Genomic DNA, 11,992 nt, shown 5'->3' on the forward strand with positions numbered 1-11,992 from the left:
GGTCAGGCCGCCTGAACGCCCTGCTCACCCCGGCCCAGCGCCAAGAGGGCAAGCCCCAGCGCCATCACCGCGCAGCCCGCGATCACCGCCACCATCGGCAGCGCCGTGCCGTTGAAGAACGGCCCCGTGACCGCGACCATCAGACCGCCCGTGAGCATCTGCAGCGTGCCGCCCATCGATGAGGCGAGACCCGCGATCTCGCCATGCGGATCGAGCGCCATGACCTGGCTCGTCGGGATGACGAGGCCGAGGCAGGCATTGCCGCACAGCAAGAGCCCCATCAGCACCGGCAGCGTCGCATAGCCCGCCGCCGTGATCGCCAGCAGCGTCAGCGCGAAGAAGGCAAAGCCCATCAACGCCAGTCGCAGCATCCGGGTGAGGCCGATGCGGCGGCCCAGTGTCGCCGCGAACTGGCTCGCCCCAAAGAAGCCCACGGCATTGGTCGCGAAGGCGAGGCTGAACTGCATCGGCGTCAGCCCGTATTGCTGGGTATAGACGAAGCTGGCGCTCGCGATGAAGACGAAGAAGCTCGCCATGCCGAAACCCGACACGAAGGTCAGCGCCATGAAGGTCGGATCGCGGAACAGCCGCTTGGCCGACACCGCGAGCAGGCGCGGGCGGACCGGGCGACGGCGCTCAACGGGCAGCGTTTCCTTGAGGCCGAAGACGGTGAGCAGCAGGGCCAGCCCCGCGATCACCGCGAGCGCCCAGAAGATGCCGCGCCAGCTGGTGAAGCTCATCATGATCGCACCCGAAAGCGGTGCGAGCATCGGCGAAACCGAGATGACGAGCATGATCATCGCCACCAGGCGCGTCGCCTCGTGGCCGGTGTACATGTCGCGCACCATGGCGCGCGGCACCACCATCAGCGCGGCGCAGCCAAGGCCCTGAAGCGCGCGGAACGCCACCAGCCACGGCAGCGACGGGGCCAGAGCGCATCCGATGGTGGCGACGAGAAACACGCCGACGCCGATATAGACCGGCGTCTTGCGCCCCGCCGCATCGGCAAGCGGGCCATAAAAGAGCTGTGCGAGGCCGAAGGCGAGGAAATAGGCGCTGATCGTCGCCTGCGCCGCGGCTTCGTCTACGTTCAGATCGGCGGCGAGGCCCGGCAAGCCGGGAAGATACATGTCGATCGTGAAGGGACCCACGGCGGAGAGCAGGCCCAGCACCACGGCGGTGCGGAACATCGGGGATAACATAGGGCTGTCCTTGAACTCCGCGCGCGGCACGCCCGGAACGTCGATTGGCCCGCACGCGGCAGGCGACTCAAGCGCAGACTAGACCGATCGGTTCAGCGGCGCAATCACGCGGCCTGGGCCTCTTCGGACTGCTGGCGCGACCAGAGCTGCGCATAGCGGCCCTCTTGCGCCAAAAGATGCTCGTGAGAGCCCGATTCCACGACTTTCCCGGCTTCCAGCACCACGATCCGGTCCGCATCCGCAATCGTGCTCAGCCGATGTGCGATGGTGATCACCGAGCGCCCCTGCCCCATGGCGCGAAGCTGGCCTTGGATCTCGCGCTCGGTGTCGGTGTCGAGCGCGCTCGTCGCTTCGTCCAGAAGCAGGATCGGCGGGTCCTTGAGCAGGGTGCGGGCGATGCCGACGCGCTGCTTCTCTCCGCCCGAGAGCTTCAGGCCGCGCTCGCCCACGGTGGTGTCGTAGCCTTGGGGCAGCGACAGGATGAAGTCGTGGATCTGCGCGGCGCGAGCCACCGTTTCGATTTCCTCGCGGGTGGCTCCCTCGCGGCCATAGGCGATGTTGTAGAGGATCGTGTCGTTGAAGAGCACCGTGTCCTGCGGCACCACACCGATCTGCGCATGCAGGCTGTCTTGGGTGACGTCGCGCAGATCCTGCCCGTCAATCCGGATCACGCCGCCTGTCACGTCGTAGAAGCGGAACAGCAGCCGCCCGATCGTCGATTTGCCCGCCCCCGAGGAGCCGACGATGGCGACGGTCTCGCCGGGCTTCACAGTGAAGGACACGCCCTTGAGGATGCCGCGTGCGGCCTCGTAGTCGAAGCGCACATCGTCGAACACGATCTCGCCGCGCGGCACGGCGAGCGCCGCAGCACCAGGCCGGTCGGTGACCTCCGGCGGCTGGTTCAGAAGCTCGAACATCTCGCCCATGTCGATCAGCGCCTGCCGGATCTCGCGGTAGACGGTGCCGAGGAAATTGAGCGGCATGGTGATCTGGATCATGTAGGCGTTGACCATGACGAAGTCGCCCACCGTCAACTCGCCGCGCTCCACGCCGATGGCGGCCATGACCATGACGATGACGAGGCCCGTGGTGATGATCAGCGACTGGCCGAAATTGAGGAAAGCGAGCGAATAGTTGGTGCGCACCGCGGCGGCCGCGTATTTCTCCATCGCGCCGTCATAGCGCATCGCCTCGCGGTTCTCGGCGCCGAAATACTTGACCGTCTCGAAGTTGAGCAGGCTGTCGATCGCCTTCTGGTTGGCGTCGGTGTCCTGATCGTTCATCTGCTTGCGGATCTTCACCCGCCACTCGGTCACCTTGAAGGTGAAAGCGACGTAGACGACGATCGTGCCAAGCACGGCCACGAGATACCACACATCGAACAGGAAGAAGAGCACGACCGCGACGAGCAGCAGTTCAAGGATCAGCGGCCCGATCGAGAACAGCAGGAAGCGCAGCAGGAAATCGACGCCCTTCACGCCGCGTTCGATGATCCGGCTGAGACCGCCGGTCTTGCGTCCGATGTGGTAGCGCAGGCTCATCGCGTGGATGTGCCGGAAGGTGCGCAGTGCGAGCTTCCTGAGCGCCCGCTGCCCCACGGGCGTGAACACCACGTCGCGCAGTTGCTGGAAGCCGACATTGGCGAGCCGGGCGAGGCCATAGATCAACGTCAGCCCGGCCGCACCGATTGCCAGCAGCATCGCGGCACTCTCGCCCTCGCCCGCCAGCGCGTCGACGGCGGCCTTGTAGAAGAGCGGCGTGGCCACCGCGATCAGCTTGGCCACGACCAGAAGCGAGACGGCCAGCACGACGCGGCGCTTCACCCAGCCCTGCCCCTCGGGCCACAGATAGGGCATCACCTGCCGGATCGTGTCCCAACCCTGCACGGGCTGCCCCGAGAGGTTGGCGTCGGTCTTGGACAGGCGTCGCATCGGCGGGCTCCGGGGCTGGCGGCGGCGGTTCAACCTAGGACGCGGCCGCCCTGATGGCCAGACCGGGCCGGTCGGTGCGCCTCTGAGCGGTTGAGCCGCGCCGCGCCGCGTTCTACGACAGAGCGACACACTCCGGAGACCGCCCATGCCCATGTCCTCGTTTTCCGCTTCCGTCTGCGTGTTCTGCGGCTCGCGCCCCGGACTGCGTGCCAGCTACGAGGCCGCCGCGACGGAGACCGGTGAAATGCTCGCGCGCAAGGGATGGCGGCTGGTCTACGGCGCGGGGGATGTGGGTCTGATGGGGTCTGTCGCGCGCGCGGCACAGGGCGCGGGTGGCGCCAGTTTCGGTGTCATCCCGCGCCACCTCGTCGAGGCCGAAACCGGCAAGACCGATCTCGACACCTATGTCGTCACCGAGACCATGCACGAGCGCAAGAAGGTGATGTTTATGAACGCCGATGCGATCGTCATGCTGCCCGGCGGTGCGGGATCGCTGGATGAATTCTTCGAGGTGCTGACATGGCGCCAGCTTGGCCTTCACGACAAGCCGATCCTGCTGCTCGACATCGATGGCTACTGGCAGCCCCTACGCCAGCTGATCAACCACGTGATCGACGAGGGATTCGCGAATGACAGCCTCAAGAGCTTCATCCACTACGTCTCCAGCGTGAAGGCTCTCGAAAAGGCACTCGCGGAGACGCTGTTGGCCTGAAGGGGGCGCGGTCGAGGCGCCCCCTTGGCGTTCGGTCCGTTCAGCCCGCGATCTCGTTAGCGATGGCCTTTTCGATCTCGGCGACGGGGTGGTTGGTGAGGGTCTTGGGGATCTCGGCCACCACCGTGTCGGCCACCTCCTTGTGCAGTTCGGGACGCAGCACACCCAGCACATGCGGGCTCGCCACGATCACCAACTTGTCGAACTGGCCTTTATGGACATGCCGATAGAGGAGATCCGCAAGGTCAGAAGCAAAGCGATCCTTGGCAAGCTGGTGAAAGTCGGTCTCGTCCAGCGCGGTGCGCTGACCGGGGCCGCCATCGGCCTGCCGCCCGGCCTTGTCGGTCGCCTGAGCGCGATCCGGCGGGTTCTCCTGCGCTTCCTTGCGCACGACTTGCAGGTTCGGATGCTGGGCGTCGGTGGTGTTCTCGAGGATCAACGCCTTTTCGCCATCGGCGACGAGAACCCAGGTTCCATTGTCGATCCGGGCCATCAATCGGGGTCCTTCTCGTCGCTCTTGCGCACGCGGGTGACGCCGGGGTCGTCCTGCTCGGCGCGCTTGAGATCGTCGCGCGTGCCGACCTTTCGGGTCAGGTCGCCGCCTTCGCGACCCGGCTGGCCGCCCGCCCCCGCCTTGTCCTCTTCGCTGACGTAAGCCTCGGTCTCACGGGTCCCGTCCTTGGATCTCGCCCTCTCAGCCATCGAAGCCTCCTTTGGTTGCATGCAGAGGAAACGATCCGTGACGGCGCGGGTTCCGGAAACGAAAAGGCCCCCGCGGTCTCCCGCGAGGGCCTCGGGGACGCGGCGGCGCCGCGACGCCTCACATGCGCGAGGCGACGTTCTCCCAGTTCACGAGGTTGTCGAGAAAGTTGGAAATGTAGGCGGGACGCTTGTTGCGGTAGTCGATGTAGTAGGAGTGCTCCCACACATCGAGACCCAGAAGCGCGGTCTGTCCGAAGCACAGCGGGTTCACGCCATTCTCGGTCTTGGTGACCTTGAGGCCGCCATCCGCATCCTTGACGAGCCACGCCCAGCCCGAGCCGAACTGGCCCGCGCCCGCGGCGGCAAAGTCTTCCTTGAACTTGTCGACCGAGCCGAAGCTGTCGGTGATCGCGCTCTCGAGCTCGCCCGGCATCTTGCTCTGATCGGGGGTCATCATCTCCCAGAACTGGTTGTGGTTCCAAAGCTGGGAGATGTTGTTGAAGATGCCGTTCTGCGCCACCGACGACTTGTCATAGGTGCCGCGGATGATCTCTTCCATCGACTTGCCATCCCATTCGGTGCCGGCGATCAGCTTGTTGCCGTTGTCGACATAGGCCTTGTGGTGCAGGTCGTGGTGATACTCAAGCGTCTCCTTCGACATGCCCTTGGAGGCGAGCGCGTCGTGGGCGTAGGGAAGGTCGGGAAGTTCGAAAGCCATGTCGGTCTCGCTTTGCTGCCAGTGGTGGATTTGCGCCACATAACAGAACCCCTGCGCCCCAAAGGTCAATGGGACAGCCGGGAAATTCCGAGCGCTGGCGCGCGGCCACAAGCGTGACCGAAACCGTTCGACGGCCCAAGCTCGGGCAGTGGGCCCGCCATGAGAAAGGGCGGCGGCCAGACCGGCCGCCGCCCGAAAACCGGCGCGCATAGAAACGAGCGCGGCTGTCTTACTGAACCACCTCGGCTTCGCCCTCGACCTCGATGGTCTCGGTCGCGTCGATCTCGGAGTCCATCTCGGCCTCGGCTTCGGCTGCGGTATCTTCGATTTCGACGGCGGTCTCGTCGATCTCGGCCTCGACGGCTTCACCGGCATCCTCGATGCTCTCGGCAGCCGACTCGGCGCCTGCATCGACGTTGATGTTGGTTTCCTCGCCGACCATGTCGGCGTTGTCCACATCGGTACCGCCCGCAAAGAGCCAGTACAGCACGATCACGGCAACCACGAGACCACCGACGATGAGGGCGATCGATGTGCCACCTTTCTTCGGCGGCGGGTTGACGTTGTTGTTGTTGAAATTCGGGTCGGACATGCGTGATGCTCCGTTATGTGTCATTTGACGGGCCAACGTCACCCGCTCGGGCCGGTTCCTCTCCAGTTCAAATTTTTGTGGCTCAGGGATCCGTTATCACATGGAACCAGGTGAGGCTTTCGCAGGATTGCCACGCCCGGCGCGACCACCTGTCGCCGGTCCGGGGCTTTCTCGGAAAGCCCTGTCACGATAGGAAGTCCGCAAATAGGAGTGTCGCATGCTGTTCTGGATCATAGCGGTCGGGTTGTCCGTGGTCGTTGCCGTGGCGCTGGCGGTGCCGCTGCGCCAGGCACGCGCAATCGAGGAGGCCGCACCGGACGTCGCATTCTATCGAGGCCAGCTGGCCGAGGTCGAAGCCGATCGCGGTCGCGGATTGATCTCCGCCGAGGAAGCCGAGCGCGCCCGTGCCGAGATCGCCCGCCGTCTCATCGCCGCTGATCACGTGCGGCAGGGGAAAACCGTGGAGCGGGTCCGGCGCGGTCCGGTGCTGCCTGCCGCCGTCTTCGGGGCGGTGCTGGTGATCGGCGGCGCGCTTGTGCTTTATACCGACCTCGGGGCCCCCGGCATCCCCGACCAGCCGCTGGGCGGCAGGATCGCGGCGGCACAAGAGTTGCGCGAGGCGCGCCCCTCGCAGGAGGCCGCGGAAGCCATGATGCCCGCCTCCCCCGTCGATGCGCCGCAGGACTATCTCGACATGGTCGCGCAGTTGCGCGCGGCGGTTCCGGATCGTCCCGACGACCTGACCGGTTGGGAGCTACTGTCGCGCCACGAGGCCGCCTTGGGCAATTACGCCGCCGCCGCGCGCGCGCAGGAGCGGGTGATCGCGCTCAAGGGCGACGCCGCGGAGTACGAGGATCAAGTGGCGCTGGTGGACCGGATGGTGGCGGCTACCGGCGGCCTCGTGACGCCGGAGGCCGAGGCGCTGCTCGCCCGGCTTCTGTCCGAGCGGCAGGACGCCGAAGGGCCGCTTTACTACATGGGGCTGCTGCAGGCACAGGTCGAACGGCCCGACCTTGCCTTTCGCTACTGGAAGCGGGCGATCGATGAGGGCGACCCGGCCTCGCCGCATGTCGAACTGGCGCGCACCCAGATCGACCGCGCCGCGGCACTGGCGGGGGTCGAATATACCCCGCCCGCCCTGCCCGGCCCCAGTGCGGCGGATATCGCCGCGGCGCAGGACATGAGCGCCGAAGACCGCGACGGCATGATCCGAGGCATGGTGGAGGGGCTGTCGGCGCGTCTGGCGGAAACCGGCGGCTCTGCCTCCGAATGGGCGCGCCTGATCCGGGCGCTGGGCGTGCTGGGCGAGCGCGAGCGCGCAGCGCAGATCTGGGCCGAGGCGCAGGGGGTCTTTGCCGACACGGACGGTCTGGACGAGATCCGCGAGGCCGCCCGCGCGGCGGAGGTGGCGCAATGATCTTCGAAACCGCGGAAGAGTTCGCTGCCGCCCTGCCGCGCCACGGCGCGCTTGCGGGGCTCGACTTCGGCACCAAGACCATCGGCGTGGCCGTCTCGGACGGGCTACGCTCGGTCGCCACCCCGCTCGAGACGGTGATACGCAAGAAGTTCACGCTCGACGCCGGGCGGCTGTTGGAGATCGCGCAAGGGCGCACCGTCGCGGGCTTCGTGCTAGGGCTGCCGCGCAACATGGACGGCTCGGAAGGCCCGCGCGCCCAATCGACGCGTGCCTTTGCGCGCAACCTGTCGCGCCTCACCGAGATCCCGATCGTCTACTGGGACGAGCGCCTCTCGACCGTCGCCGCCGAGCGCGCCCTGCTCGAATCGGATCATTCGCGCAAGCGCCGGGGCGAGTTGATCGACGCGGTGGCGGCGGGATACATCCTGCAGGGCCTGCTCGACCGGCTCGGCTACATGGCGCGGTCATGAGCGACGAAGTCTGGCAGCGCGCCGAGATAGAGAGCCCTTGCGTGAAGCTCTGCGCGATCCATCCCGAGACGCGGCTCTGTCTGGGCTGCGCGCGCTCCATGGAGGAGATCGCTGCATGGGGCCGGATGGTACCGGAAGAGCGCGCCCGGATCATGGCCGAGCTGCCGACCCGCGAGGCCGCGCCCAAGGGGCGGCGCGGCGGCCGCAAGGCCCGGCTGGAGCGTTAGATCATCGCCTTGCGCAGCATGTTGAGCGCCACGAGGATCAGAAAGCCGCCGAACACCCGCTTGAGCCGCTTTGCATCGGTGCGGTGCGCCAGAGCAGCGCCCAATGGCGCCGTCAGCAGTGTCATCGCGATGACGATGAGAAAGGCGGGCAGGTTCACCGATCCCAGCGTCATCGGCGGCGCGGCCCCGGCGGGCAGCGGCGTCAGCAGAAACCCGATGACCGAAGGCAGCGCGATCAGCAGCCCGAACCCCGCCGCCGTCGCCACGGCGCGGTGGATGCTCATGCCGTAGAGCGTCATGATCGGCACGCCGAAGCTGCCGCCACCGATGCCCATGAGCACCGACAAGAACCCCACCACCGGCGACATCACCCCCCGTGCCACGCCGCCCGGCATCGTGTCACCAAGTCGCCAGTGGCTGCGTCCGCACACCATGTAGAGCGACACGCACAGCGCCAACCCGCCGAAGATCAGCTGCAGCGTCACCGTGCGCAGTTGCGCCACGACGAACACACCCGCGAGCGCGCCCACCGCGATCCCCGGCGCCCAGCCACGCAACACCGACCAGTCGACCGCCCCCTTGCGGTTGTGGCTCAGCACCGAGCGGGCCGATGTGACGATGATCGTGGCGAGCGATGTGGCAAGGCAGATCCGCATGAGCTGCGGCGTCTCGTAGCCCAGCGCCGCGAAGGCGTAGAAGTAAGCGGGCACCAGCACGATGCCGCCGCCGACACCCAAGAGCCCCGCGAGCACGCCCGCGAAAGCGCCAATGGCGAGCAGCATCGCTCCCATGGAAAGAAGCAGCATGGTATCAGGCATCTGGCGCTCCGGCTCGGTTCGCCACAGCGATGCCCGGCCCGGCGATCCTCGGCAAGGGGTTGCGCGCCGCCTTACGCCGCCTGTTGCAGGTCCTCGACCCGTTGCAGCGCCTCGAGAACCAGCTCCGGCCCCGCGCCTGGCCGCGACGCCCCCTCCGACAGCACTCGTCTCCAGCCGCGCGCGCCGGGACGCCCGGCGAACAACCCCAGCATGTGGCGCGTCACTTGATGCAGCCGCCCGCCATCCGCGAGATGCCTCTCGATATAAGGCAGCATATCGCGCACCGCGTCCTCGGCGTGCGTCACCGCGCCCTCGCCCCAGATGCGCCTGTCGGCGTCGCTCAGGATGTCGGCGGGCGAATGATAGGCGGCGCGGCCGATCATCACCCCGTCGAGCCCTGAGGCAAGGAAGCTCTCGGCTTCGTCCAGCGTGCCGATGCCGCCGTTGACCGAAAGGTGCAACTGTGGAAATTCGCGTTTCATCCGCAGGACCAGATCATAGTCGAGCGGCGGTATGTCGCGGTTTTCCTTGGGGCTGAGCCCTTGCAACCACGCCTTGCGGGCATGGATCGTGAACCGGCTGACGCCCGAGGCCGCGACGGCTTCGAGAAAGCGCGGCAGGACCTCCTCGGGCACCTGCTCATCGACGCCGATGCGGCATTTCACGGTCACCTCGACCGGGCTGGCCGCGATCATTTCGGCGCAGCACTCCGCGACCAGTTCGGGCCGGGTCATCAGAACCGCGCCGAACGCCCCCGACTGCACCCTGTCGGAGGGGCAACCACAGTTGAGGTTGATCTCGTCATAGCCTCGCTCCGCCCCGATCCGCGCCGCCTCGCGAAGATCTACCGGATCCGATCCGCCAAGCTGCAGAGCCAGCGGGTGTTCCGACGCGTCGAAACCGATCAGCCGGTCGCGCTCGCCGTGAATGACGGCAGGGGCCGTGACCATCTCGGTGTAGAGCAGGGTCCTGTGCGACAGCAGCCGGTGCAGATGCCGGCAATGCCGATCGGTCCAATCCATCATGGGTGCCACGCTCAGGCGTGCCGAAGATTTTACCTTTTCTTTCAGCATCTTACCTCATTTTACAGTAGTGGGGGCCTGTAGCACAGTGAGCACTATTTCCCGGGATTCCCTGCGGTTTTCCTGGGTTCTCGATTTCGCTGTGCTTTGCAGTAGCACAGTCGGACAGGAGATGCAGGACCCAGTCCCGGCCTCGAACCCTTATCGGTTACGTGGCCGAAGTAAGCACCCTACGAAAAAAATCGAGTCAAACCAGATGATCGGGTTTGGAGAGGCGAACCGACGTCCCCGTCATAGAAATCAAGACGGGATACATGACCTATGATCGCCCTACCTCGGTCCACCGCTGAACTCATCGCTCAACTCGACGAGCAAAGGGTCGAAGATGTCCGCCCGCAGAACGCTTTTGAGAAAAAGGCCGCCAATGAAACACCAGGCGTAGAAGCTTCTGGTAGCGTTCACGATGCTCAGCCTAACGGCAGCATTATCGCTTCGCAGGCGCCCAAGCCGCCACTCCAGCGGAAGCGTCACAAATCGCCGAAAAAAGAAAACAATATCCAAGTCATCGAGCGCAAGGACGGCACCACCTCCTATCGCGTTCAGTTTCGGGCTCGCAAAGATGGTAAGGTTCACAGCCTAACCAAGACGTTCACTCATCTTACCAATGCCCGCCAGTGGCGTGCGAAGACGGCTGCCAAGATCGAGCTCAACGGATTCCCGTTTGAAAAGGAGGGAGGGACCACGGTTGCGGAAATCATTGACGCACGCTTATCGCAAGGACTGAGGTGCTCCCCGGTTTCAGGGCACTGACGTAAGCTACGATTTGCTGTCTGCTGATCTTCACCGGCGAGGAGATCAGAGATGTCGAAACGCAAGCAGCACGCGCCTGCTTTCAAGGCCAAGGTCGCGCTGGAAGCTTTGAAAGGCGAACAAACGGCCGCCGAGCTGGCGAGCCGGTTCGGGGTGCATCCCACGCTGATCCATCAGTGGAAGCGGGCTTTGCTCGAGGGCGCTTCAGGGGTCTTCGAGCGGGGCGGAAAGAAGACGCCCGAAGTCGACGAGGCGCAGGTGAAGGAGCTGCATGCCAAGATTGGCGAGCTGGCGGTCGCCAACGATTTTTTGTCCAGAAAGCTCAAGCCCTGGGGCGAGACATGAGGCGCGGCATGATCGAGCGAGACCATCCGACCCTGTCTGTGGGGCGGCAGTGCCGGCTGCTGTCGCTCTCGCGATCGTCGTTCTACTACCGGCCAACCGGGGAGACCGAGCTGAACCTCGACCTCATGCGGCTGATCGACGAACAATTCCTCGAAACGCCGTTCTACGGCGTGCGGCAGATGGCCCGGCATCTGCGCAACGAGGGCCACGCAGTGAACGACAAGCGGGTGCGACGGCTGATGCGGCTCATGGGCCTCATGCCGATCTACCAAAAGCCCAACACCAGCAAGCCTGCCAAGGGGCACAAGCGATACCCATACCTGCTAAGGGGGGTGCGCGTGGAGCGGCCCAACCAAGTCTGGTGCGCCGACATCACCTATCTCCCTATGCGGCGCGGCTTCCTCTATCTCGTGGCGATCATGGACTGGCACACCCGGAAAGTGCTGGCCTGGCGCCTATCCAACACGATGGAGGCCGAGTTCTGCGTCGAGGCGCTAACCGAAGCGATCCAGCGGTTCGGCTTGCCCAAGATCATGAACACCGATCAGGGCAGCCAGTTCACGTCCTTCGCCTGGACCGACCTGCTCAGACGCGCCGGCGTCCGCATCTCAATGGACGGAAAGGGACGCTACCTCGACAACATCTTCATCGAGCGGCTTTGGCGCACCCTGAAATACGAGTGCGTCTACCTGCACGCCTGGGAGACCGGCTCAGAGACACGGGCCGGGCTCAGGAACTGGATCGATTTCTACAATCGAAAGCGCCCGCATTCCGCCCATGGCGGCCAGCCGCCAGCAGTGGTCTACTGGCAGAGAAACCCCACCATCCAAACCGATCAGCAGGAGCTAAGAGTAGCTTAGAAGGCGCCAGATCCTGTCCAGGGATCGCGGAGCACCTCACTTGCGGGCGGCAAGCATCTTGATGAAGTCGGTCGAGGTGAACTGGCTGCCTTGATCAGTGTTAAAGATCTCGGGCAGGCCGTAACGCGCCAGCGCCTCCTCGACAGCTTCCACGCAGAAGTCGGCT

The 11,992-nt window shown here is 65.4% G+C and carries 14 protein-coding genes and 1 pseudogene; 6 read left to right on the forward strand and 9 right to left on the reverse strand.

Annotated features, from left to right (window positions below):
- Positions 1-2: 2 nt before the first annotated feature.
- Positions 3-1,202, reverse strand: a complete 1,200-nt coding sequence (locus tag ACJASC_RS12550) for a multidrug effflux MFS transporter (RefSeq protein WP_415146342.1) — start codon at positions 1,200-1,202, stop codon at positions 3-5.
- A gap of 104 nt (positions 1,203-1,306) precedes the next feature.
- On the reverse strand, positions 1,307-3,133 hold the full coding sequence (locus ACJASC_RS12555) for an ABCB family ABC transporter ATP-binding protein/permease (RefSeq protein WP_415146343.1): 1,827 nt from the start codon (positions 3,131-3,133) through the stop codon (positions 1,307-1,309).
- Positions 3,134-3,278: 145 nt separating this feature from the next.
- On the opposite strand from ACJASC_RS12555, the gene ACJASC_RS12560 reads away from it, so the two are divergent.
- Positions 3,279-3,845, forward strand: coding sequence for an LOG family protein (locus ACJASC_RS12560; RefSeq protein ID WP_415146344.1), 567 nt, complete (start codon positions 3,279-3,281; stop codon positions 3,843-3,845).
- Positions 3,846-3,885: 40 nt separating this feature from the next.
- On the opposite strand, the gene ACJASC_RS12565 is transcribed toward ACJASC_RS12560, so the two are convergent.
- The 4 genes from ACJASC_RS12565 to ACJASC_RS12580 all read right to left on the reverse strand — a co-directional run bounded on the left by ACJASC_RS12565 (position 3,886) and on the right by ACJASC_RS12580 (position 5,857).
- Positions 3,886-4,338, reverse strand: a complete 453-nt coding sequence (locus tag ACJASC_RS12565; protein ID WP_415146345.1) for a host attachment family protein — start codon at positions 4,336-4,338, stop codon at positions 3,886-3,888.
- A complete protein-coding gene (locus ACJASC_RS12570) occupies positions 4,338-4,547 on the reverse strand; it encodes a hypothetical protein (RefSeq protein ID WP_021693053.1) in 210 nt (69 codons plus the stop codon). The genes ACJASC_RS12565 and ACJASC_RS12570 overlap by 1 nt, the downstream gene beginning before the upstream one ends.
- A gap of 118 nt (positions 4,548-4,665) precedes the next feature.
- The gene (locus ACJASC_RS12575) at positions 4,666-5,265 is read right to left on the reverse strand and encodes a superoxide dismutase (RefSeq protein ID WP_021693052.1); all 600 of its coding nucleotides are present in this window, start codon (positions 5,263-5,265) and stop codon (positions 4,666-4,668) included.
- A gap of 229 nt (positions 5,266-5,494) precedes the next feature.
- Positions 5,495-5,857, reverse strand: a complete 363-nt coding sequence (locus ACJASC_RS12580) for a hypothetical protein (RefSeq protein ID WP_415146346.1) — start codon at positions 5,855-5,857, stop codon at positions 5,495-5,497.
- Between the two features lie 217 nt (positions 5,858-6,074).
- Here ACJASC_RS12580 and ccmI point away from each other — a divergent pair, with 217 nt between their 5' ends.
- From ccmI to ACJASC_RS12595, 3 genes are read left to right on the forward strand one after another with little or no spacing between them, the layout of a single operon-like run.
- Positions 6,075-7,274 (forward strand): c-type cytochrome biogenesis protein CcmI, encoded by a 1,200-nt coding sequence (gene ccmI, locus ACJASC_RS12585; protein ID WP_415146347.1) that lies wholly within the window; start codon positions 6,075-6,077, stop codon positions 7,272-7,274.
- Positions 7,271-7,744, forward strand: coding sequence for a Holliday junction resolvase RuvX (ruvX, locus tag ACJASC_RS12590; RefSeq protein ID WP_415146348.1), 474 nt, complete (start codon positions 7,271-7,273; stop codon positions 7,742-7,744). Before ccmI ends, ruvX begins: the two co-directional genes overlap by 4 nt.
- Positions 7,741-7,971, forward strand: a complete 231-nt coding sequence (locus ACJASC_RS12595) for a DUF1289 domain-containing protein (protein WP_415146349.1) — start codon at positions 7,741-7,743, stop codon at positions 7,969-7,971. The genes ruvX and ACJASC_RS12595 overlap by 4 nt, the downstream gene beginning before the upstream one ends.
- On the opposite strand, the gene ACJASC_RS12600 is transcribed toward ACJASC_RS12595, so the two are convergent.
- Positions 7,968-8,789: a sulfite exporter TauE/SafE family protein gene (locus ACJASC_RS12600; protein WP_415146350.1), complete on the reverse strand. Its 822-nt coding sequence runs from the start codon at positions 8,787-8,789 to the stop codon at positions 7,968-7,970. The two genes, ACJASC_RS12595 and ACJASC_RS12600, sit on opposite strands and share 4 nt — an antisense overlap.
- 71 nt (positions 8,790-8,860) lie before the next feature.
- Entirely contained in the window at positions 8,861-9,862 is a 1,002-nt protein-coding gene (gene dusA / locus ACJASC_RS12605) for a tRNA dihydrouridine(20/20a) synthase DusA (protein WP_415146351.1), read from the reverse strand.
- 270 nt (positions 9,863-10,132) lie between these two features.
- On the opposite strand from dusA, the gene ACJASC_RS12610 reads away from it, so the two are divergent.
- Together ACJASC_RS12610 and ACJASC_RS12615 are read left to right on the forward strand one after the other, a co-directional pair.
- Entirely contained in the window at positions 10,133-10,621 is a 489-nt protein-coding gene (locus ACJASC_RS12610; protein WP_415146352.1) for a hypothetical protein, read from the forward strand.
- A 51-nt stretch (positions 10,622-10,672) separates the two neighbouring features.
- Positions 10,673-11,826, forward strand: a protein-coding gene (locus ACJASC_RS12615; RefSeq protein WP_415146353.1) for an IS3 family transposase whose coding sequence is annotated in 2 segments (ribosomal slippage) — positions 10,673-10,940 and positions 10,940-11,826 — 1,155 coding nt in all. Because the reading frame shifts where the segments join, the coding sequence is not laid out codon by codon here.
- A gap of 51 nt (positions 11,827-11,877) precedes the next feature.
- Here the strand turns inward: ACJASC_RS12615 and ACJASC_RS12620 are convergent.
- Positions 11,878-11,992: pseudogene (locus tag ACJASC_RS12620) on the reverse strand (IS3 family transposase); the annotation flags it as partial.

The organism is Limimaricola cinnabarinus (assembly GCF_047631075.1).
In the GTDB taxonomy this organism is placed as follows: Bacteria; Pseudomonadota; Alphaproteobacteria; order Rhodobacterales; family Rhodobacteraceae; genus Limimaricola; species Limimaricola cinnabarinus.